We start from the raw sequence: 22524 nt of genomic DNA, 5'->3' as shown, positions 1-22524 counted from the left end.
ACCACCTATGGTGTTCGCATGACGGTCACCATCGACGGCGCGGAGCCGCAGCCGCGGGAGCTGATAGTCACGCTGTTCGGGCTGTACGCCAGGGCGGAGAACAACTGGCTCCCGGTGGCCGGCCTGGTCCGGCTGATGGCCGATCTCGGTATCGATGGACCGGCGGTCCGTTCGTCGGTATCCCGGCTCAAGCGCCGCGACGTGCTGCGCAGCGAGCGGCACGAGGGCGCGGTCGGCTACGCGCTTTCGCAGTCGGCGCTCGATGTGATCACCGAGGGCGACACCCGGATCTTCCACCGCAGGCGCGGTACCGCCGAGGACGGCTGGATCATCCTGGTCTTCTCGGTGCCGGAATCGGAGCGCGACAAGCGGCATACGCTGCGAACCGCGTTGACCCGCTTGGGTTTCGGGACCGTCGCGCCCGGAGTGTGGATCGCGCCGGGCCAATTGGCGCGCGAGACGCGGGAAATGCTGGAGCGCCGTGGGCTTTCGGCCTATGTGGAAATGTTCGACGGCCACCACCTCGCATTCGGCGATCTGCGCGCGAAGGTGCGCCGGTGGTGGGATCTGGAGGAATTGACGCTGCAGTACGCGGATTTCGTGCAGCGCCACCGGCCCGCGCTCGCGGAGTTCGGCGGCCGGGCCGTGCCGCCGGACAAGGCGTTCGCCATTTATGTGCCGATGCTGACGGAATGGCGGCGGCTGCCCTATCTCGATCCGGGCCTTCCGCTTTCGCTGCTACCGCCGGGCTGGCATGGCGTGACGGCCGAGCAGCTGTTCAACGATCTCAACGAGGCGCTGTCCGGCCCGGCCCGCGAGCACGCGGTCGAGGTCATTCATCGGCGACGATAGCGACGCCCTGAATCTCGACGAGCGCCTCCGGCTGCCAGAGCGCGCTCACCCCGATACCCGCCATCGCCGGGTAGTCGGTGCCGGCGAGCTCGCGCCAGATCGCGCCGATCTCGCGGCCGTGCGCCTGGTAGTCGGGGATATCGAGCAGGTAGATGGTGACGCTCGCCAGGTCCGACGGATGCCCGCCTGCGGCCGCCAGCGCGGTGAGCACATTACTCAGCGCCTGCCTGAATTGCGGGACGATTCCACCATCGACGATCGCGCCGTCCGGCGTCAGCGCCGTCTGCCCGGCCAGGTGGATGACATTGCCCGCGCGCGTCGCGTGCGCGAACCCGGACGGCTTGGCCAGGGACGGTGGATTGATGCGGCTGATGGTCACCTGCGGTCCTCGCTGTCTGTCGAATCCGTGTAAATATGGTGCTACAGTCATGATCGTCAGCGCAACACGATATCGCTGATTCGAAGTATCGAGACCACAAGGAGCCGCCGCGTGCGCCTTTGTACCCTTCGGCTCGATGACGGCGGCACCTGCGCCGCGATACTGGATGCCGACCGACTGATCCATCTCCCCGCCGCCGATGTCGGCGCCCTATTGCGGACCGACGGCTGGCGGGAGCGGGTGCTGGACACCGTCCACGCCGCAGGCCGCACCACCGATCCGGCGACGGCCGACTACGCGCCGGTGGTGGTCGACCCACGCAAAATCATCTGCTGCGGCCAGAACTTCCGGGCGCACATCGCCGAAATGGGCCGCGCGGAACCGGAATACCCCACCCTGTTCGCGAAGTTCGCCGACACCCTCACCGGCCCGAACGACGACATCACCGTCGATGCCTATGCCGAACAACTGGATTGGGAGGCCGAACTCGCGGTCGTGGTCGGCGCGCCGATCTTTCACGCGGATCGGCAGGCCGCCGCGGCGGCGATCGCCGGATACACGGTGGCCAACGACTTCTCGGTGCGCTCATGGCAGCGCCGAACCCTGCAGTGGTTGCAGGGCAAGGCCTTCGACTCGACGACACCGCTCGGCCCACTGCTGGTCACCCCCGACGAATTCGATCCCGGGGCCGCACATCTCATCACCTGCCGGGTGAACGGTACTCGGCGACAACACGGTTCGACCGACGACCTGCTATTCGACTCGGCGGCTCTGCTGTCCTATATCTCCGCCTTCACCGCGCTGCGTCCCGGCGACGTGGTGCTGACCGGAACCCCCGGCGGCGTCGGCGCGGGCGCGCAACCGCCGGTCTTCCTGGCCGACGGCGATGTCGTGGAAACCGCCATCGAGGGAATCGGACAGCAGCGCAACAGAATTCGCATCAAGAACTGAGGAAGGAACATCCGATGACGAACCCGTCCACCTCGGCCGCCGTCGTACCGGTCGTCACCCGCCACGGGCAGGAATATCAGGACACGGCCCAGTCCGGCGGCGCCGTCCGCATCTCCGGGGTGAGCATCCAGCACACCCCCGCCACCAAGATCTGGTTCGGCAAGGTGTCCAACGAGCCCGGTTACCGCTCGCTGCCGCACCACCACGGCGAGGCCGAGACCGGCGGCTATGTGCTCTCCGGCGTCGCGCGCATCTACTTCGGCGAGAACTACCAGGAGTTCCTCGATATGAGCGAGGGCGATTTCGTCTTCGTGCCGCCGTACATGCCGCATATCGAGGTGAATATGAGCACCGAGCACGAGCTCGTGTGGCTCACCACCCGCACACCCGACAATATCGTCGTCAACCTGCCCGATGTGGACGACGCCATCCTCCAGGGGTACCGCCGCGCATGACCAACAGCAAGGCCATGATCGACGCGCTCACCCTGAGCGTCACCGGCACCGATATCTTCGGCGCGACCCACCAGGTCATCCCGTCCGGCCGGGCCTACGGCGGCGAGGTGGTGGCGCAGGCCGTCACCGCCGCGCTGAATACGGTGGATCCGGACCGCACGATCCACTCCTTCCACGGCTATTTCCTGCGGGCGGGCGATGTCAACGAGCCGAGCGAGTGGGCGGTCGAGCGGGTGCGCGACGGACGCGGCTTCTCGGTCCGCGCGGTGACCGGACGGCAGCTGGGCCGGGAGATATTCCGCGGCACCGCCTCGTTCCATGTGCCGGAGCGCGGCGTCGCCCACCAGGACGAGCTCTCCGCCGGGCTGCCGGATCCGGAGACCCTTCCCACCGCAGGGGACGCGCTGTGTGGATCCACCGTGCGGGATGCCGAATACTGGTCCGCGGAACGGAATTTCGACATCCGGCACACACCGCCCGCGGTGTACGTCGACGCGGGCGGCGAGCGGGTGCGCCGACAAACCGTGTGGCTCAAGGCATATGACCGACTACCCGACGATCCGAACCTGCACCGCGCCGCGCTGGCCTACCTGTGCGACTACACACTGCTCGAACCCGTGCTGCGGTATCACGGCGCGGCATGGGCCGACGACGGCGTCGTCACCGCGAGCCTCGACCACGCCATGTGGTGGTACGCCGACGGACGGGTCGACGAATGGATCGCACTGGTACAGGAAAGTCCGGTCGCCGGTGGAGGTTTGGCGTTGACCCGCGCATCGATCTTCTCCCGCGAAGGCGTCCTGCTGGCCAGCGTCGCCCAGGAGGGATTGGTGCGGCTGCCCGCCGCATGAAAAATATGGACCGTGCCGCCCGACGGGTGGCGCGGTCCGCTACCGTCCCCACCAGCCGCAGCTCGAATCTCCTGTGGCACAACCGAATGCTACGGAGGTACCCCGGGATGCCATACCGCATCGACACCATCGATCCGTCGTCGACCGCGCTGCTGGTCATCGACATGCAGAACGATTTCCTGACGCCGGGCGCAGCATTGGAGACACCGCTCGGCCGCGCGATGATCCCGCGCCTGAACAACGTCATCGCGCTCTGCCGGGACCGGGGCATCCCGGTGATCTTCACCGCGCATGTGCACCGCGCCGACGGCACGGATATGGGCATCTTCGCCAAGCTCTACCCGATGATCGCCGACCGGTCCGCGCTCATCGACGGCACACCCGGCGTCGAGATCGCGTCGAGTATCGCGCGCGAACCCGGCGATCAGCTGATCAAGAAGCACCGCTACAGCGCCTTCTACGGCACCGATCTGGATCTGATCCTGCGCGGGCGCGGCATCCGCACCGTGGTGTTCACCGGTGTCACCGTCGAGGACTGCGTCCACGCGACGGCGCGCGATGCCATGTTCCGCAATTACGACACCGTCGTGCTCGCCGACGTGACCGCCACCTACGATCACGCGGACCTCGGCTACGGCGCGATGAAGGCCGAGGAGGTGCACCGGGCCTCGCTGGTCGTGCTTGCGCAGTCCACCTCATCCGTGCTGACCGCGGCGGAATTCGAAAAGGCACTGCCGCAATGACTTCCGGCGCTCACATCAGCATGCCGCCATCGATGCGGATCTCCGTTCCGGTCAGGTAGCGGCCGTCCTCGGAGGCCACCATCGCCACGACTCCCGCGATATCTTCCGGATTTCCGAGCGTGCCGCCGTTGAGCCAGCCGGTCATCCGGGAGAACAGCTTCGGATCGAAACCCGCCGGCTGGTCGAGGATCGATTTCGTGGTGATACCGGAGATGATGCCCCCGGGCACGATATTCACCGCGCGCAGTCCCTGTTTGGCGTATTCGAGGGCAATCGCGTGGGTGAAGGCGTTGACGCCGCCCTTCGACGCCGCGTAGGCGGCCAGGTACGGCGCGGCGCTGAAAGCCGCGGTGGACGACAGGTTCACCACCACGCCGTGTCCGGTGTCCAGCAGCGACGGCAGCGCGGCCTGGGTCATCAGGAAGGTTCCGGTGAGGTTCACCCCGAGCACCTGATTCCAGGCGTCCAGCGGCATCTCGTGGGTGCGCGCCGGGCGCAGGATGCCCGCCGCGTTCACCAAAACGTCCATGCCGCCGAGGAATTCGAGCGCCGCATCGATGGCGGCCCGAACCGACGCCGGATCGGCGATATTCACCGGCACCGTCCGCAGCCGCTCGGCGGCCTCGCCCGCCTTCTCCGCGGTTGCCGCCAGGCCCGCCTCGTCGATATCCGCGGCGACCAGCTGCGCCCCCTCGTCCAGCAGGCGCAGGGCGATGCCCTGGCCGATGCCGGATCCGGCTCCCGTGACGACAACTCGGCGGCCCTCATATCTGCGCATGCCAAAAATTAGAACAGGTTTCCATGGCTGGTCAACCCACTTCAACCAGGATCTAGCCATCAAACTGGAACCTGTTCTACTGTTGATGAATGTCGGAAGCCGCGACGCGCGACGCATTCCGCCCGGCCATGCTCGGGCCGGTGCGTCTGCGCAACCGCATCATCAAGGCCGCGACCTTCGAGGGCCGCACCCCGGACGCGCTGGTCACCGACGAGCTCATCGAATTCCACCGCGCCGTCGCGGCGGGCGGCGCCGCCCTCACCACCGTCGCCTACTGCGCGGTCGCACCCGAGGGCCGAACCGATCGTCATCAGCTCTGGATGCGTCCCGAGGCGCTGCCCGGCCTACGCCGCCTGACCGACGCCGTCCACGCCGAGGGCGCCGCCATCTCGGCGCAATTGGGACATGCGGGCCCGGTGGCCAACGCCGCATCCAACCGGCTGCCAGCCCTCGCACCTTCCCGGCAGCTCAGTCCACTCAGCCTGCGGGTCACCCGGTCGGCCACCCGTGCCGATATCCGCCGGGTGATCGACGCGCACGCCACCGCCGCCCGCCTCGCCGTCCAGGCCGGATTCGACGCCGTCGAACTGCACTTCGGCCACAACTACTTCGTCAGCGCCTTCCTCAGCCCCGCCCTAAACAAGCGCCGCGACGAGTACGGCGGCGCACTGCCCAACCGCGCCCGCCTGGCCAGGCAGGTCGCCGACGCCGTGCGTACCGAGGTCGGCCACGAACTCGCGGTACTCGCCAAATTCAATATGGACGACGGCGTGCGCGGCGGCCTCACCGTCGACGAAAGCCGCACCGTCGCAGGCTGGTTGGCCGAAGACGGCAACCTGGATGCCCTCGAGCTCACCGCGGGCAGCTCCCTGCGCAACCCTATGTACCTCTTCCGCGGCGACGTCCCGCTACGGGAATTCGCCGCCCAGTTCCGCCAGCCGCAACGCCTCGGCATCCAGCTGATCGGCCACCGCTTCTTCCGCGCCTACCCATTCCACGAGACCTACCTCCTGGACCAGGCCCGCCTCTTCCGCGGCGACCTCACCATCCCCCTGATCCTGTTGGGCGGCATAGCATCCCGCGCCGCCATCGAAACCGCCATGACCGAAGGCTTCGACTTCGTCGCCATGGGCCGAGCCCTGCTCTACGACCCCAACCTGGTCAATCACCTACGCGCGCAAGAACTTTCGACCTCTCCGTGCACACACTGCAACCGCTGCATGCCGACCATCTACACCGGCACCCACTGCGTGCTGACCTGACCGGGTCGGTGAACCCGGCAGGCGACACAGCACCGGACCCAGCACTCGCGCCACCGGGACATAACCGATCCGCCTCGAATCGAAGCTGATCTGCCCGTTATCGCCCAGCAGCACCAGCTGTCCCTGCGGCACGCGATCCTCCAGCACCTGAGCCAATGCCGGAACCTGCGCACGCGGAACCGGGTCCCCGGGTACCGCGGCCACCCGCTTGATCATCCACTTGCGGACGGCGCATTCGCACGGCTCACTGTGCAGCTCCACGACAACGACCTCTCCGCGAGCCGGGAGGACACCGCGCCGGACCAGTACTCGGTCCCCGTTGCGATAGGCGGGTTCCATGCTCGCGCCACGCACGGTCACCGCGACGAGTTCCCGGCGCAGGATCGCGACCGCCAGCCAGAGCGCCCCACTCATGAGCCTCACGCGAGCGCCTCCGCACCGATCGCGTCCCGATAGCCCGCGGCCTGTGTCGTGAAGAGTCCGGCGTATTCCCCGCCGGCCGCCATCAGCTGAGCGTGGTTGCCCTGCTCCACAATTCGTCCCTCGGACAGCACCGCGATGTGGTCCGCCTCCCGGACCGCGGCCAAGCGGTGCGAGATGAGCAGGCTGGTCCGTCCCGCGCGATGCCGCCGCAGCGAGCAGTGAATTCGATGTTCGGCCGATGCGTCCAGGCCCGCGGACGGCTCATCCAGAATCATCAGCTCCCGCCGGTCGCGCAGGAACGCCCGGGCCAAGGCGATCCGCTGCCACTGCCCGCCGGACAGCACCACACCGGTCTCCGGATTGTCCTTATCCGCCTCCATGAAGAACACCCGGGACAACAAGGTGTCATATCCACGGGGCAACCCCGCCAGCTTCCGATGGACACCGGCGAGATCCGCCGCCGCCGTGAGCCGCGGTCGATCGCGCAACGCATCCAGATCGCCGACGCCGATATTCTCCGCGGCGGTCAGGTCGTACTGCATGTAGTCCTGGAATACCGCGCAGATCCGCGCCCGCAGCGCGGCGGGATCCACCTTGCTGATATCCGTCCCGTCCCAGAGGATCGTGCCCCTGGTCGGGTCGTAGAACCGGCACAACAACTTCACCAGCGTGGACTTTCCGGCACCGTTCGCCCCGACCAAGGCAAGTGAGGTTCCACGTGGAACTCGCAGGTTCACGCCGCGCAGCACCCACGGATGATCGTCGGCGTATCGGAACCACACATCCCGGAACTCGATCCCGCTACGCAGTTCCGGCAGCGCCAGGGGTGGGTCGGCCACCGGTAGGTCCGGGTCGGCCGAGAGCACCGCGAGGTAGTTGTCGAATATCGACAATGCCTGATGCGACCGTGCCAGATCGCCGGCGAAGGAGATGAGCGCGCCCTGCACTCCGGCCACCGCGGCGGCGAAGAGGGTCACCCGGCCGACCGAGAACCTGCCGTCCAGCGCCTGGTAGATCGCCCAGAGCAGGCCGCTGGAGGCCACCACCGCGGCCAGCAGCGCCGCGCCCGCCTGGATGCCCGCTTCGCGGCGGTCCACCAGCTGCTTGGCCCGATTCGCTGTGCGGCGTTCGGCGTTCATCCGATCCCGGAGGAATGCGCCGATTCCGAACAGCCGCACCTCCTTCGCCGCTTCGACGCTGCTCAGCAGCCTGCTGTAGAAGATCTCCTTCCGCTCGACCGGGCCGATATCCCACAGCATGCGGGCGCGTCGCCGCGAAAGGCGTAATTCGGCCACCACCGTCGGCACGCCCGCCGCCAGCACTATCACCGTGATCAGCGGGCTGAGCAGCAGCAGCGAGCCGAGGAATCCGGAAATGGTCAGCACCGCCCTGGCAATACCCAACGCGCCATCGATGACGGCGCCCGGTGTCGCGCCGCCTGCCTGCTGGGCCAGCCGCAAGCGGTCCAGGAATCGTGGATCCTCGAAACGCCGCAGTCCGTCGAACCCCTCTACCGCCGTGAACAGCCGATCCTGCGCGACCAACCCGACCTCGCGATCCAGTTGCGCCCGCAGATATCGCGTCACTTGCGGCCCGACGGCAGTTGCCGCGCTCGTCCCGCCTAACCCCACGGCCAGCCACAGCAGGACATCGGCCCCCGCCTTGGCCACGATCGAATCCAGCATCAGCGTCGTGAGCCACGCACCGACTACCGGCAAAACCCCGGTGATCAAGGTGAACACCAGATGGAACGCCAGGACCCCTGGCGCGGCCACCACCGCCATTCGACCGGCCGCCATGACCCGGACCCGGACGGCGGTGGTCGGCTGCCCACCCGGTACCGGCCCGCTCATGACCTGGTCAGCGCAGGCTGATCGAGGTCGACCCGATTGGCCTGGACCACCAGCTTGCCCCATCGATCCGGTCCCACCTTCAGCACCGTCGGATACGCCTGTGCCCGGAATGCCGTACCCATCGCGCCGTCGGCGGACTCCACGACCACCCGAGCCACCGGGCGCAACGCGGCCACGAACTCCTCGGCCTCATGGGCCGCGCCGACGACAACCGCCACCGGTCGCGGAATCTCGGCGGCCCGGGCATATGCCACGAACTTCGGCAGCTTCTCCTTGCACGGACCGCAGGACGGCGAGAAGAAGGCGACCAGGGTCTCATCCCCCAACAGCTCGGTGCTCAACCGCTCGCCGTCCACGGTGGACGCCTCGAATTCGCCGATCTCCTCCCCCACACCGATCATCGGGGCCCGGTCCCTGTTGGATAGCAAATCGGTGTGCTCGCGCAAACGCTTGATAACGCCAACCGTCAGTAGTAGGTCCAGCGCGCACAACAGCCCGACCAGCACAACACCGCACAGCAGGAAAGTCATGATTCCTCCTCGTCTTTCATCCAACGCCACCGGCGGTACCAGAGACCTTGGCAACCGGCAGAAATAATTCGACAATGCTGTCCAGCACGGTGATCAGGAAACCGGCCAGCATCCCCGCGAGAACAGCGAACAAGGCCCCACCGAATTGCACGGAACCATCGGCCGCGAGCGCCGCGGCCCCGATGATCGAAATCGTGGCAAGAATTGAATTGCGCAAGCCATGCCAATAGCTCAGTGGAGTATTCGACCGACCGAAACACCGGCACGGCTCGCGCACCCCCCGACGCACCGCCGATACCACCGCCGCCGCGAAAATCGTCAACAGTGCCGCGGCCATTCCTAATCCGGCCATCCGCGCCTCCCGGTACGGAGCAGCGAGCAGCGCGCATACCGCGATCTCCATCGCGACCACGGAAATAGCCGACCGCCGGGCCATGGACGGGGGGAGCACCCGCATATCCCGCACCGACGCGGTGAACGCGGCCAGCGAGCCCGGGCTCGCGATCTTGCCGACAACCGAGATCACGAATATCGTTCCGATCGAACAGCTCACTCCGATACCCAGATAATTCATTACTCCGCCCATCATCCGAATTTCAGCCCGAGCCAGGCCGCTGGCGGCTCGCCGTATGCGGCCCGACCCGGATATTCGCTGGGTCATTCAAGCGATGACTACAGGCACTGGATGTCGTAGTCGTTGCCGTCATCGCAGTGCACGGCATTGCACGGCCGGTTATTGCACTGCCAGCAGTGCGGCCAATGTCCCGGCCAGCAGTGAGCCGCCGCGGCCTCGATTTCGGGCACGAACCTACTGAGCAGCGAAGCGCCCAGGCCCTCGATTACCTTCAACATCAGAACTCTCCTTATCTGATTTCCGCCGACTGAGTGGCACCCATGACAGTGCCGGTAAAACTCGGCCAGGTATTGAAGGAATTCGCACCGGTCGCGATCGGCTCAGACATCCGACACCGTGACTGTCGCCGCGCCGCTGTCCCGATCCCAGGCGGGTGCGGTGGTCGCGGTGGCGCGCTCGGCAAGATATCGGCGCGGCGTGCGGCCCGCCATCGCCCGCATCTCCCGGCAGAGATGGGCTTGGTCGCTGAAGCCGCAGACCGCGGCGGTGCCCGCGGCATCCCCGGTGGCGTCGAGCCGGTGCAGTGCGCGGCGCAGGCGAAGCACGCGAGCCGCGGTCTTGGGGCTCAAACCGATCTGCTCGCGGAACCGGCTGTCCAATTGCCGCCATCCCCAACCGGATTCGTGGACGAGCCGGCGGATCGGCGTCATCCCACCGGTCGCGGCCAACGCGCGCCATGCCGACTCGACCTGTGGTGCGCACGGCGGGCCGTGCTCGAGCCAGCCGAGGAGTGCGGTGTCCAGATGCGCGAAGCGATCGGCCCACGATGGGCTGTCCGCGATCCGCTCCGCCAATATCCGCACCCGACTGCCGAGGATTTCCTCCGGCCGCACCAATCGATTGACCAACTGATCCATCGGGACCGCGCACAAGCTGTAGGCGGCCCACGGCTCCAGCAGCACTTCGACGCCCTCCAGGTAGCCGAGGTGCCGCGCGACCCGCACCCCCGTCCGCAGTCCGCTCATCGCATGACCGACGAGTCGGCCGCGATATCCGCCGTCCGCCAGGAATACCGTCAATTCGTCGTTGAACAACCACAGGGACACCAGGCCGTCGGGAGCATCCCAGCGTTGCCGTTCCCTCCCGAGATCGAGCCGGAATCCCCGATAGCCCCGCACACCAGGGGATAAAGACGGATGCGGCCGGGCCAACGCCCACTCCCACGTCGAGTCGGAGGAGGTGGTACATCGCACGGAATCCGTGTTCGCTGTCGATAGCATCGGCATGGCTCAATGCAGCCCGGAACCCCTTGTCCACGGTCGACGAGCGGCCGCTTGACAACAAGCCGCGGACAACAAAGACCTGTTCGAGGCGAAATCACGGGTACGACCGGGCCGGGGCGCCGGCCGGAGCCGACCGCCGCGAAGGTCAAATCCTTTGTCCACGTTGATGTCTGGACAATGAACAAGGGCCTCTGGAGAATCGATTGCACGGATCGATCCGGCGAGGGGGGTCCATGCCGCGAACCGAGCAGCCGATCGAGGGCGAGGGGGCGTTGGCCCAATTCGCCATCGACCTACGACAACTGCGGAAAAAGGCCGGGAGCCCGCCATATCGGCAGCTCGCGCGCGAGGCGCTGTTCTCGGCGTCGGCGCTGGCCGATGCCGCAAGCGGACGGAAGCTACCGAGCCTGGCGGTCACGCTGGCCTATGTCCGGGCCTGCGGCGGCGATACCGAGAGGTGGGAGTCCCGCTGGCATGAGCTGGCCGCCGAATCGGCTTGTGCCGAGGCGAATCTGGTCGCCTACGCGGCAACCGATGACGAGCAGCCGTGTCCGTATGTCGGCTTGGCGTTCTTTCAGCCCGAAGACGCCCACCTTTTCTACGGTCGCGAGCGACTGACCGACGATACGGTGACCCGGATACGGCAGCAGCGTTTCCTCGCCGTCTTCGGAGCATCGGGCTCAGGAAAGTCATCGCTGCTGCGCGCGGGTGTGCTGCCGCGGATCAGCTCCGGCGACGCCGAGGGCGGTGTACCCCCGTGGCCCACACTGTTATTCACTCCCGGCCCGCATCCGCTGGAGGCATGTTCCGCCCACTTGGCCGCATTCGGGCGGATGTCCGCCGCGACCCTGCACCGGGAGCTGACCGAGGACCCGCGCGCTCTGCATGTCAGCGTGCTGCAAGCATTGGCGGCCCGCACCGACGGCGCCGATCTCCTGATCATCGTCGACCAGTTCGAAGAGTTGTTCACGCTCTGCGAAAACCCCCGCGAGCGCGACTTTTTCATCACCGCCCTACTCGCCGCCGCCCGAGCCGCCAACAGCCGCAGCCGAATTGTGCTCGGCGTGCGAGCCGATTTCTACGCTCGCTGTTCCGAGCATCCCGAGCTGGTCGACGCACTGCGCGACGCCCAGCTCCTGGTCGGCCCGATGAACACCGAGGAACTACGCCGGGCCATCGTGCGACCGGCGGCCGACGCGCAGTGCGCGGTGGAGGGCGCGCTGCTGGCTCGGATCATCGCCGACACCGCCGGGCAGAAGAACACTCTGCCGCTGGTTTCCCACGCCCTACGGGAGACCTGGCGTCGCCGCCGCGGCAACAGCCTCACGCTGACCGGTTACGAAGCTGCAGGCGGTATTCGGCACGCGCTGGCACAGACCGCGGAGACGATCTACAGCGGAATGTCGCCGGAGCAGCAGCGCCTCCTGCGCGCCACATTGCTGAGACTGGTCGCGCTGGGCGACGGTACCGAGGACACCAAACGCAGAGTGGCCAGGAGCGCGCTGCCCGCCGAGGCGGGCCCGCTCATCGAGGCGCTCGCCCGAGCCCGGCTGCTCACCCTCGACGCCGGTTCGGTCGAAATCACCCATGAGGCGCTGCTTCAGGCGTGGCCCCGATTGCGCGGCTGGCTCGATGGCGACCGTGCCGGATTGCGCACCCACCATCAGCTGTTGGAGGCGGCGGGCGCGTGGATCCATGACGATCGCGACCCCGGCATCCTGTATCGCGGCAGCCGTCTCACCGCCGCCACCGAATGGGTCCGCAACCACGGCGACGACATGCTCCTCGGCGAGCACGTCCGCGAATTCCTCGCCGTGTCGACGCGACAGGAACAGCACCGTGTCCAGCTCCGCCGGGCAGCGATCGTTCTGCTGACGGTCCTGGCCGTGGTCGCATCCGGCGCGGCGGTCGTCGCCTTCCAACAACGTTCCACCGCCCGGGCGCAACGCGACCGCGCCGTATCCGGTCAGGTGCTCGCCGAAGCCAACCAGATAAAGGGACACGACTCCGCCCTGGCCGCACAGCTCGATTTGGTTGCCCGCCAATTGAATCCCACCGCCGACACGGCCACAGCGCTGATCGATACCCAGAACGTCGCATTGTCCACGGCGATAACGGCGCACACCGATGCGGTATACGCCGTCGCCTTCAGCCCCGACGGTCACACGATGGCCACCGGCGCCGGTGACAACACGATCCGGCTGTGGGACGTATCCCAGCCCGGGCGGCCCCGCGCAGTAGGCCCACCGCTTACCGGGCACACCAACTGGGTTTATTGGCTCGCTTTCAGTCCCGACGGACATACGCTCGCCAGCGCGAGCCGCGATGAAACGGCCCGGCTGTGGAATGTGACCGACCCAGCGCGCCCCGTGCCATGGGCGCCGCCGCTGACCGGTCACCACGGCTATGTCTTCTCGGTGTCCTTCAGCGGCGACGGCCGAAAACTGGTCACCGCCAGCTACGACCACACACTGCAACTCTGGGACGTATCCGACCCGGCGCGGGCGACGCCGCTCGGCCCCCGCTGATCGGCCATACCGATTCCGTCGCATCGGCCGCGATCAGCCCCGACGGAAGTACGGTCGCCAGCGCCGGTCACGATCACACGATCCGGCTGTGGAACGTCACCGATCCACAGCGCCCAACCCTGTGGACAGAGCCACTGACCGACCACAATGCCGTCATCTACGCGGTCGCGTTCAGCCACGACGGACGCACCCTCGCCAGCGTCGGCGACGACAACACCGTGCGGCTGTGGGACGTGCACGACCCAGCGCACACCGTAGCGGCCGCTCCCCCGTTGATCGGACTCTCCAGCACCCTGCTGACGGTGGCGTTCAGTCCCGACGACCGCATTCTGGCGACCGGTGGCGCGGAAAACGTCATCCGGCTCTGGAACGTCTCGGATCCGACCCATCCGGCAGCGCTGGGACCGCCCCTCGTCGGGCACACCGGAATGATCACCTCGGTGGCCTTCCTGCCGGACGGGAACACCCTCGCCAGCGCCAGCGAAGACCACACCGTCCGCCTGTGGAATCTGCCGCACCCACTCACCGGGCACACCGACGTCGTCGACGCCCTCGCCTACAGCCCCGACGGACGCACCCTGGCCAGCGTCAGCAAAGACCACACCGCCCGCCTGTGGAATGTTCAGAACCCAACCAGCCCGGGCCCACGAGGTCCCCTCCCGACCGACCACACCGCAACCGTCGCGGGAGTCGCCTTCAGCCCCGACAGCCACCTGCTCGCCACCACCGGCCGCGACCACACCGCCCACCTGTGGAACGTCGAAAACCCGGATAATCCCCAACTTCGGGCGACAATCCCCGGCGGGCAGGACGACTCCGTCGAGGCGGTGGCATTCAGCCCGACCGCACCGATACTGGCAATCGACAGCGCCCCCAACACGATCCAGCTGTGGAACATCGGCAATCCCGCACACCCCACCCCCCTCGCCACCGTCTCCGGAGCCGCCGCCCTCGTCCACTGGATCGGCTTCAGCCCCGATGGCCATCTCCTCGCCAGCGTCGGCAACGACCAGAAAATCCGCCTCTGGAACACCACCGACCCATCCCACCCCAAACCGCTGGACCCGATCGTCACCAGCGACACCGACGGCCTCCTATGGGCCGCCTTCCACCCCAACGGACAAATACTCGCCACCGCAGGCGCCGGCCACACCATCCAACTGTGGCGCCTCGACACCCCCTCCCACCCCACCATGATCGGCAACCCCCTCACCGGCCACACCGACCAGGTCAGCTGGGTCGGCTTCACCCCCGACGGCCACACCCTAGCCAGCGCCGGCTACGACCAAACCCTCCGAATGTGGAACATCACCGACCCCGACCACACCACCGCCCTAGGCCAACCCCTATCCGCAGGCCACACCGCCCACATCCTCAGCGCCGCCTACAGCCCCGACGGCCACACCCTGGCCAGCACCGGCCTAGACCGCACCATCGAATTGTCAACGGACAACACAGAATCCGCCACCCAACGAATCTGCGCCACCACCCAAAACGCCCTAACCCCCGACCTCTGGCACCACTACATCCCAGAACTCCCATACACCCCTCCCTGCTAGGCAGAATTCGCCGGTCAGAAAACCGCCTCGCAAAACAACCCGTTCCAGAGACACAAACCAGCCAGATCGTCGGTCAGCCAAACGACCGTCTCACCTTGGCGCCCCTCACCGACCCGGGTCACACACCACTGCCACCGAAATCAACTGCCCCACAACCCATCTCGCCGACCACCCCTTAACCGTCGCCTACCGCCACCCCTCGAACGCCCCCTCAGCGCCGAACCACCCTCCCGAGCTTCGCCCCCGAATCAAGAGATTTCGACGCGAAAGCGATTACAAGGAAGGGAATCCAACCAGCCAGACCAAAGCCACAAAACAGACCGAACCCCACAAAAGAGCCCACCTGTGCTCGAGCCCACTCCCCCACCCAATCCACTCACCATGGAAAGTCCCAGAAACCGAAGCCCACCGGTCGAGACGAGGGCTAACCCCATCGAGGGAAGCGAAAAAGCCAAACACCCTGGTACGCAACACCACAACAAAAGGTGACCACCGAAACGGGGGTCCGGGGGCACGCCCCCGGCCGGGGGCGTGGGGGCTTGGCCCCCACAAAAAACAACGATGATCGAACACAGCGAAGGCGTGCCCGCCGAGCTGGACACGCCTTCGATCGAGTGGGCGAAGGGGGACTTGAACCCCCACGTCCCGAAGGACACTGGCACCTGAAGCCAGCGCGTCTGCCATTCCGCCACTCGCCCGAGCGACTGGGAGACAGTATCACGCAGGTTGGTGAGAAACGAAATCGCCTCGTAACCAGGGCCGTCAAGGATGCTGGCGGCACGGGGAACCCGCCGTGCTCGCCAAGAGTTACAGGTGTGGAGGATCGTGGATATCATGCAATGAACGTGCTCGAGACGCGACACGCCATGTCCGCGTGTCGTTGTTATAAAGCAGATGAGACGCTCACCGAAGGGAGGCCGAGATGGGCATCGTCTCACGGTTCGAGCGTCGCCTTCAGGGCGCCGTCGGTGATGCTTTCGCCAGGGTTTTCGGTGGCAATGTGGTGCCGCAGGAGGTGGAGGCGGCGCTGCAGCGCGAGGCCGCCGACCACGTCGAGGATGTGGGTGGCGGGCATCTGCTGGCGCCCAACCACTATGTGATCACCATCAACTCGTCCGATTATCAGCAACTGGATGCCGACGAGGACCTCACGACGCGTGCGTTCGCCAAGCACCTACAGGACTACATCCGAGATCAGGGATGGCAGACCTATGGCGAAGTGCTCGTCGAATTCGAGGCATCCCCTACGCTGCACACCGGACAGTTCAGGGCGAGCGGTCGGGTCGATCCCGATGTCGGCCGCCGAGCCGGCCCGGCTCGCAGCCCGGAACCCCCGCGACAACGACCCGCTAACCCGCAACCAGGAGCTGGCCCCATGACGCAGAACTCAGGCTACGACCCGAGTCGTGAGCCCGCGGAGTCCGATCCACGCAACCGCGGGTACGCGCCGCCGCCCGCTGGACGCGGTCCGCAGAACGGTGCGTACCGCGAGGATTACGGTCGTGGTGGCCAGTATGGTGCGGCCGATCATCGGGCTCCCGAGTCGCAGCAGGCGTATGGCGACTACCAGAACGGCTACGACTACCAGCAGGGTGGCTACGGCCAGCAGCAGGGTTACGCCGAGCAGGGTTATGGCCAGCAGGGCTACGCCGATCAGGGTTACGGCCAGCAGGGCTACCCGGATCAGGGCTACGGCCAGCAGCAGGGTTATGGCCAGCAGGGCTACGCCGAGCAGGGTTACGGCCAGCAGGGCTACGGGAACCAGGCCTACGCCGACCCGAACTACGGTCAGCAGCAGGGCTACGCCGACCAGGGCTACGGCCAACAGGGTTACGGCCAGCAGGCTTACGCGGACCCGAACTACGGCGAGCAGACCTACGCCGACCCGAATTCCTCGTACGGCGACGAACAGGGCTATGGCCAGCAGGCCTATTCCCAGCAGGGCGGCGGCTATGGCGCCCAACCCGGTTATGGCGCACCGTCTTACGCGCAGGCGCCGCAGGCCGGTTCGAGCTATTCGGCGACGCTGCAGCTCGATGACGGCAGCGGCCGCACGTATCAGCTACGGGAGGGTAGCAACATCATCGGCCGTGGGCAGGACGCCCATTTCCGGCTGCCCGATACCGGTGTCTCGCGCCGGCATATCGAGGTGCGCTGGGACGGCCAGACGGCGATGCTGTCCGATCTGGGTTCCACCAACGGGACGCTGGTCAACGGTTCGCCGGTGCAGGATTGGCAGCTCGCCGACGGGGATGTGATCCGCGCCGGACACTCCGAGATCCTGATCCGTATCGTCTGATCCCGTAAGCTCGCGGTGCAGTGCAGGTCACGACATGGCGGACAGGGATTCTGCGGTCGTATCGTGATCGGAATCGACCAACGGCCCTATGATGCTGCCAACGCGGCACCATGCTCGGGGCCGAAAAGACCAGCAGGCTGGTGGGGGTGGGTCGAACCGCACCTACGGCACCGACGTACACGTCGAACAGGAGGTGGAGCGCCGTGCAGGGATTGATCCTGCAATTGACCCGTGCGGGGTTCCTGCTGCTGTTGTGGTTGTTCGTGTGGGCGGTGTTGCGGACTTTGCGCAGCGACATCTACGCGGCATCCGGCATCCGGATCCAGCCCAGGGCCGCACGCGGTTCCGCGGTGCTGCCTTCCTTCAGCCGAGGCCAGAAGGGCGCCAAATATCTTGTGGTGACTCAAGGTTCACTCGCCGGCACGCGGATCACGCTCGGCACCCAACCGGTGTTGATCGGTCGCGCGGACGATTCCACGCTGGTGCTCACCGATGACTACGCCTCTACCAGACATGCGCGGTTGTCACCGCGCGGTGACGATTGGTATGTCGAGGATCTCGGCTCCACCAACGGCACGTATCTCGATCGTGCGAAAGTCACCACCGCCGTGCGGGTTCCGCTCGGCACCCCTGTCCGTGTCGGCAAAACAGTGATCGAGCTGCGATCGTGACACTTGTTCTCCGCTACGCAGCGCGCAGCGACCGCGGTCTCGTCCGAGGCAATAACGAAGATTCCGTTTACGCGGGGGCCCGGCTTCTCGCATTGGCCGACGGCATGGGTGGTCATGCGGCGGGCGAGGTTGCCTCGCAGTTGATGATCGCCGCGCTTGCCCATCTGGACGATGACGAGCCGGGTGACGATCTGCTCGGAAAGCTCGATGTCGCAACGCGCGCCGGAAATGCCGCGATCGCCGACCAGGTCGAGGAAGAACCCGAACTGGACGGCATGGGCACCACGCTCACCGCAATCCTGTTCGCGGGCAAGAAACTCGGGCTCGTGCACATCGGCGATTCACGCGCCTATCTCCTGCGCAACGGTGAGCTCACGCAGATCACCCGCGACGACACCTTCGTCCAGTCGCTGGTCGACGAGGGACGAATCACCCCGGAGCAGGCGCACACCCATCCGCAGCGTTCGCTGATCATGCGCGCGCTCACCGGCAACGAGATCGAGCCGACGCTGATCATGCGTGAGGCCCGCGCCGGTGACCGTTATCTCCTGTGCTCGGACGGACTTTCGGATGTGGTGAGCGATGAGACCATCGCCAACACCATGCGCGAGGGCAACACCGATGAATGCGCCGACAGGCTGATAGAGCTGGCGCTGCGCAGCGGCGGCCCCGACAACGTGACCGTGGTCGTCGCCGATGTGATCGATCTCGATTACGGCCAGAGTCATCCGATCGTCGCGGGCGCCGCCTCCGGTCAGGACGAGGACACTCCGCCGCCGAATACCGCCGCCGGACGCGCGGCCGCCATGCGCCCACCGCGCGCGACACCGCCGCGCCGAGCCGTCGCCGCACCGGAGCCGCCGGAAAAAAGTAAGTCCCACAAGCTCCGGTGGATCCTGCTGGGGCTCGCCCTGGTGATCGCCGTTGCTGTGGGACTTCTGGTCGGCTACCGCACCATTCGCAGCTACTACTACGTCGGCGCCGATAACGGCCAGGTGGTGATCCTGCGCGGGCTGCCGGGTTCGGTGCTCGGCTACTCCATCCACGATGTGGATATCGTCGGCTGCGTCAGCCGGTCCGGCGACATCACGCTGGTGGAGCCCGGCAAGGATATGCCGCCGAATTGCAAGGCGCTCAAGCAGTCCGACCTCAAGCAGACCGGCCGCGATCAGGTGGACAAGGGTTTGCCGCCCGGCTCGCTCGACCAGGCCAAGGAATCGATGCGCGCGCTCTCGCGCGAGCTGTTGCCGCCGTGCCCGCCGCGCGATGTGGCGCCGCAGCCCGGTGTGGTGCCGCCGAGCACCGTTGCGCCGCCGAATGTTCCGCCGCCACCGCCGGGCACACCGAGTGAACCGGCCGCGCCGCCGGCCAATCCGGCGCCGACACCGTCACCCACGCCGAACCCGGCCGATGTGAAGACGCCGAGCCCGGCCGCCCCGACCACCGCGGCCAATCCCCAAGCTCAGCAGGGGGAGAACTGCCGGGTGACGGACTGATGTCCGCTCCGGCACCACCGTCCGCTGGGGCCTTTCCCAGTCCCCCGGGCGGATTCGCTCCCGCGCCGCCGCCGTCCACCCGCCGCAATGTCGAATTGCTGCTGCTGGGCGGCGCCGCGGTGATCACAACCATCTCGCTGATACTGGTCGAGGCCAGTCAGGAGCAGGAGATCACCTGGGAGATAGCCAAATACGGCTGCGCGTATCTCGGCCTGTTCGGGGTGGCGCATCTGGCGGTGCGCCGCTTCGCCCCGTTCGCCGATCCGCTGCTGCTGCCGATCGCCGCACTGCTCAACGGGCTCGGCCTGGTGCTGATCCACCGCCTCGATCTGGCCGATGAGCAGGACGCCGTCTTCAACTCGCTGCCGATGCCCAATCCCGATGCGAACCAACAGGTCTGGTGGACCGCGCTGGGCGTCGTCGTATTCGGTGTCGTGCTGATCGTGCTGCGCGACTACCGCACGCTGGCCCGGTTCAGCTATACCCTCGGGCTGATCGGCCTTGTCGCACTGACGATTCCGGCGCTGCTGCCCGACTCCTACTCACAGACCAACGGCTCCAAGATCTGGATCCGGCTGCCCGGATTCAGCGTGCAGCCGGGCGAATTCGCGAAAATCCTGCTGATCGTCTTCTTCGCCTCGGTGCTGGTGTCCAAGCGGGAGCTGTTCACCGCCGCCGGGCGGCACGTGCTCGGACTGGAGTTGCCGCGCGCCCGCGATCTCGGACCCATCGTGGTGGTCTGGATCGTCTGCGTCGGCGTGCTCGTCTTCGAAAAAGACCTCGGCACTTCGCTGTTGATCTTCGCGACGGTGCTGGTGATGATCTATATCGCCACCGAGCGGGTCGGCTGGTTGGTCGTCGGCGGCGCACTGCTCGCCATCGGATACTTCTTCGCCTATCAGGCATTCAGCCATGTCCGGGTGCGCACGCTGACCTGGCTGCACCCGTTCGACGACTACAACAACACCGGCTATCAGATCTCGCAGTCGCTGTTCGGCCTGGCCACCGGCGGGTTGGCGGGCACCGGACTCGGCAGCGGCAGGCCGAACAAGGTGCCGTTCGCCAAAACGGATTTCATCGTCGCCACCATCGGTGAGGAACTCGGGCTGATCGGGCTGGCCGCGGTGCTGGTGCTGTTCCTGGTGTTGGTGGTGCGCGGCCTGCGGACCGCGCTCGCCGTGCGGGACAGCTTCGGCAAACTGCTGGCCGCCGGGCTCTCCTTCACCATCGCGATCCAGCTGTTCGTCGTGGTCGGCGGCGTCACCAAACTCATTCCGCTGACCGGCCTCACCACCCCGTTCATGTCGTACGGCGGTTCGTCGCTGCTGGCCAATTACGCGTTGCTCGCCCTGCTGATCAAAATCTCCGATGCGGCCCGCGCCCCGGCGCCGGTACGCAAGAAGGAGCCTGCCTCCTCCATCACCGATGCGACGACCGAACTGTTGAAGCGGCCGACGAGGTCCGAGAACAATCACGCGGAAACCAGTCGTCTCGAGGTAACCCGTACCGAGGCAGGCCGACCGGAAGCGAGGCCGCAGGAATGAACACTCCCCTACGCCGGGTCGCGGTCGCGGTCATGTTGATGATCGTCGCGCTGCTGTTGAACGCCACCTACGTTCAGGTGATCAAGGCCGACAGTCTGCGTTCGGACCCGCGCAACAAACGCATTCTGCTCGACGAGTATTCGCGTCAGCGCGGTCAGATATCGGCGGGCGGCAATGTGCTCGCCAGTTCGGTGGCCACCGACGACCGCTACAAGTACCTGCGCGTGTACCGCGACAACCCGGAGGCGTACGCGCCGGTGACCGGCTTCTACTCGATGCAGTACGGCAGCGGCGGTCTGGAGCGCGCCGAGGATTCGGTGCTCAACGGCTCGGACAGCCAACTGTTCGGCCGCCGCCTCGCCGACCTGATCTCGGGCCGGGATCCGCGCGGCGGCAACGTGCTCACCACGCTGAATCCGGCGATGCAGAAGGTGGCATACGACCAGCTGACCAGCAAGGGTTACACCGGCTCGGTGGTGGCGATCGAACCGAGCACCGGCAAGATTCTCACCATGGTCTCCACGCCCAGCTACGACCCGAACCTGCTGTCGGTGCACGACGGGGCGAAGGGTACGCAGGCGTGGGAGTCGCTGAACGGGGATCCGCATCAGCCGATGCTGAATCGCGCTGTCTCCCAGACGTATCCGCCGGGTTCGACCTTCAAGGTGGTGGTCACCGCCGCGGCGCTGTCCAACCACGTCGCCAAACCGGAGGACCAGTTCACCGCGGCGCCGAACATCACGCTGCCCGGCACCTCGACCACGCTGGAGAACTACAACGGCACCCCGTGCGGCGGCGGCCCGACCGCCTCGCTGTACGACGCGTTCCGTATGTCGTGCAACACCGCGTTCGCCGAGCTCGGCGTCAAGGTGGGTGCCCCGAATCTGAAGGAGCAGGCCAACAATTTCGGCGTCGGCGCGCACAGCGGCATCCCGATCCCGGTCGCCGAGAGCACCGTCGGCACCATCTCCGATGACGCGGCATTGGCCCAGAGCAGCATCGGTCAGCGCGACGTCGCACTCACCCCGCTGGAGAATGCGGTCATCGCAGCGACCGTCGCCAACGGCGGTGTCCGGATGGAGCCGTACCTGATCGATTCACTGCAGGGTCCCGACCTGAGCGAGCTGAAGAAGAACAAGCCGATCTCGGTCGGCCAGGCGGTCAGCGCCGATGTAGCGTCACAGCTGACCAATCTGATGATCGCCTCGGAGAACAACACGGCTGGACATGGTCAGACCAAGTACCAGATCGCATCCAAGACCGGCACCGCCGAGCACGGCTCCAACCCGCGCCAGACGCCGCCGCATGCCTGGTACATCGCGTTCGCTCCCGCCCAGAATCCGAAGATCGCCATCGCGGTGATCGTGGAGAACGGTGGCGATCGGGCGCTCGCCGCGACAGGTGGGTCGGTCGCGGCACCCGTTGCCCGCGCGGTGTTGGACGCCGGGCTGCAGGGGGGCTGAAGGATATGAACGTGCGAGTCAAGGTTCGGG

General features: G+C 66.7%; 20 protein-coding genes, 1 tRNA gene and 1 pseudogene. 13 read left to right on the top strand and 9 right to left on the bottom strand.

Annotation, left to right across the window (positions count from 1 at the left end):
* The first annotated feature begins 18 nt into the window (after positions 1 to 18).
* Positions 19 to 852 carry a PaaX family transcriptional regulator gene (locus F5544_RS00290; protein ID WP_167471305.1) on the top strand — a complete coding sequence of 278 codons (834 nt, stop codon included), beginning with the start codon at positions 19 to 21 and terminating at the stop codon, positions 850 to 852.
* On the opposite strand, the gene F5544_RS00285 is transcribed toward F5544_RS00290, so the two are convergent.
* Positions 833 to 1231: a RidA family protein gene (locus tag F5544_RS00285; protein ID WP_238847022.1), complete on the bottom strand. Its 399-nt coding sequence runs from the start codon at positions 1229 to 1231 to the stop codon at positions 833 to 835. The genes F5544_RS00290 and F5544_RS00285 overlap by 20 nt on opposite strands.
* 111 nt (positions 1232 to 1342) lie before the next feature.
* Between F5544_RS00285 and F5544_RS00280 the strand changes: the two genes are divergently transcribed.
* The 4 genes from F5544_RS00280 to F5544_RS00265 all read left to right on the top strand — a co-directional run bounded on the left by F5544_RS00280 (position 1343) and on the right by F5544_RS00265 (position 4231).
* A complete protein-coding gene (locus F5544_RS00280) occupies positions 1343 to 2182 on the top strand; it encodes a fumarylacetoacetate hydrolase family protein (RefSeq protein WP_167471303.1) in 840 nt (279 codons plus the stop codon).
* 14 nt (positions 2183 to 2196) lie between these two features.
* Complete coding sequence (locus F5544_RS00275; RefSeq protein WP_167471302.1) at positions 2197 to 2637, top strand: cupin domain-containing protein; 441 nt, start codon at positions 2197 to 2199, stop codon at positions 2635 to 2637.
* On the top strand, positions 2634 to 3488 hold the full coding sequence (locus tag F5544_RS00270; RefSeq protein ID WP_167471301.1) for an acyl-CoA thioesterase: 855 nt from the start codon (positions 2634 to 2636) through the stop codon (positions 3486 to 3488). The genes F5544_RS00275 and F5544_RS00270 overlap by 4 nt, the downstream gene beginning before the upstream one ends.
* A gap of 107 nt (positions 3489 to 3595) precedes the next feature.
* Positions 3596 to 4231: a cysteine hydrolase family protein gene (locus tag F5544_RS00265; RefSeq protein WP_167471300.1), complete on the top strand. Its 636-nt coding sequence runs from the start codon at positions 3596 to 3598 to the stop codon at positions 4229 to 4231.
* 10 nt (positions 4232 to 4241) lie between these two features.
* Here F5544_RS00265 and F5544_RS00260 read toward each other — a convergent pair whose 3' ends face one another.
* On the bottom strand, positions 4242 to 5009 hold the full coding sequence (locus tag F5544_RS00260; RefSeq protein WP_167471299.1) for an SDR family NAD(P)-dependent oxidoreductase: 768 nt from the start codon (positions 5007 to 5009) through the stop codon (positions 4242 to 4244).
* A gap of 89 nt (positions 5010 to 5098) precedes the next feature.
* Here F5544_RS00260 and F5544_RS00255 point away from each other — a divergent pair, with 89 nt between their 5' ends.
* A complete protein-coding gene (locus F5544_RS00255; protein WP_167471298.1) occupies positions 5099 to 6271 on the top strand; it encodes an NADH:flavin oxidoreductase in 1173 nt (390 codons plus the stop codon).
* On the opposite strand, the gene F5544_RS47380 is transcribed toward F5544_RS00255, so the two are convergent.
* From F5544_RS47380 to F5544_RS00225, 6 genes are all read right to left on the bottom strand, one after another.
* Positions 6179 to 6685, bottom strand: coding sequence for a S26 family signal peptidase (locus F5544_RS47380; protein ID WP_167471297.1), 507 nt, complete (start codon positions 6683 to 6685; stop codon positions 6179 to 6181). The genes F5544_RS00255 and F5544_RS47380 overlap by 93 nt on opposite strands.
* Positions 6686 to 6690: 5 nt before the next feature.
* The gene (locus tag F5544_RS00245) at positions 6691 to 8547 is read right to left on the bottom strand and encodes an ABC transporter ATP-binding protein (RefSeq protein WP_167471296.1); all 1857 of its coding nucleotides are present in this window, start codon (positions 8545 to 8547) and stop codon (positions 6691 to 6693) included.
* Entirely contained in the window at positions 8544 to 9077 is a 534-nt protein-coding gene (locus F5544_RS00240) for a hypothetical protein (protein WP_167471295.1), read from the bottom strand. The genes F5544_RS00245 and F5544_RS00240 overlap by 4 nt, the downstream gene beginning before the upstream one ends.
* A gap of 16 nt (positions 9078 to 9093) precedes the next feature.
* Positions 9094 to 9651, bottom strand: a complete 558-nt coding sequence (locus tag F5544_RS00235) for a MauE/DoxX family redox-associated membrane protein (protein ID WP_275107002.1) — start codon at positions 9649 to 9651, stop codon at positions 9094 to 9096.
* A 98-nt stretch (positions 9652 to 9749) separates the two neighbouring features.
* Positions 9750 to 9929, bottom strand: a complete 180-nt coding sequence (locus F5544_RS00230) for a hypothetical protein (protein ID WP_167471293.1) — start codon at positions 9927 to 9929, stop codon at positions 9750 to 9752.
* Between the two features lie 102 nt (positions 9930 to 10031).
* On the bottom strand, positions 10032 to 10829 hold the full coding sequence (locus F5544_RS00225; RefSeq protein WP_167471292.1) for a helix-turn-helix domain-containing protein: 798 nt from the start codon (positions 10827 to 10829) through the stop codon (positions 10032 to 10034).
* Between the two features lie 338 nt (positions 10830 to 11167).
* On the opposite strand from F5544_RS00225, the gene F5544_RS00220 reads away from it, so the two are divergent.
* Together F5544_RS00220 and F5544_RS46125 are read left to right on the top strand one after the other, a co-directional pair.
* Positions 11168 to 13462, top strand: coding sequence for a hypothetical protein (locus F5544_RS00220; protein WP_167471291.1), 2295 nt, complete (start codon positions 11168 to 11170; stop codon positions 13460 to 13462).
* On the top strand, positions 13414 to 15021 hold the full coding sequence (locus F5544_RS46125; protein ID WP_275107076.1) for a WD40 repeat domain-containing protein: 1608 nt from the start codon (positions 13414 to 13416) through the stop codon (positions 15019 to 15021). Before F5544_RS00220 ends, F5544_RS46125 begins: the two co-directional genes overlap by 49 nt.
* Positions 15022 to 15636: 615 nt before the next feature.
* On the opposite strand, the gene F5544_RS00195 is transcribed toward F5544_RS46125, so the two are convergent.
* Positions 15637 to 15719, bottom strand: a tRNA-Leu gene (locus tag F5544_RS00195).
* Positions 15720 to 15943: 224 nt separating this feature from the next.
* Here F5544_RS00195 and F5544_RS00190 point away from each other — a divergent pair.
* The 5 genes and pseudogenes from F5544_RS00190 to F5544_RS00170 all read left to right on the top strand — a co-directional run bounded on the left by F5544_RS00190 (position 15944) and on the right by F5544_RS00170 (position 22494).
* Positions 15944 to 17320, top strand: coding sequence for a DUF3662 and FHA domain-containing protein (locus F5544_RS00190; protein WP_167471290.1), 1377 nt, complete (start codon positions 15944 to 15946; stop codon positions 17318 to 17320).
* A gap of 203 nt (positions 17321 to 17523) precedes the next feature.
* A complete protein-coding gene (locus F5544_RS00185) occupies positions 17524 to 17991 on the top strand; it encodes an FHA domain-containing protein FhaB/FipA (protein ID WP_167471289.1) in 468 nt (155 codons plus the stop codon).
* Positions 17988 to 19487 (top strand): PP2C family protein-serine/threonine phosphatase, encoded by a 1500-nt coding sequence (locus F5544_RS00180; protein WP_167471288.1) that lies wholly within the window; start codon positions 17988 to 17990, stop codon positions 19485 to 19487. Before F5544_RS00185 ends, F5544_RS00180 begins: the two co-directional genes overlap by 4 nt.
* Positions 19487 to 20938, top strand: a pseudogene (locus F5544_RS00175) (FtsW/RodA/SpoVE family cell cycle protein); the annotation flags it as partial. The gene F5544_RS00180 and the pseudogene F5544_RS00175, both read left to right, overlap by 1 nt.
* An 89-nt stretch (positions 20939 to 21027) precedes the next feature.
* Complete coding sequence (locus tag F5544_RS00170) at positions 21028 to 22494, top strand: peptidoglycan D,D-transpeptidase FtsI family protein (RefSeq protein ID WP_167471286.1); 1467 nt, start codon at positions 21028 to 21030, stop codon at positions 22492 to 22494.
* Positions 22495 to 22524 lie beyond the last annotated feature (30 nt).

The organism is Nocardia arthritidis, from assembly GCF_011801145.1.
GTDB lineage: Bacteria > Actinomycetota > Actinomycetes > Mycobacteriales > Mycobacteriaceae > Nocardia > Nocardia arthritidis_A.
The sequence above is the reverse complement of the archived record's forward strand: the minus strand, read 5'-3'. Positions and strand labels throughout refer to the sequence as shown.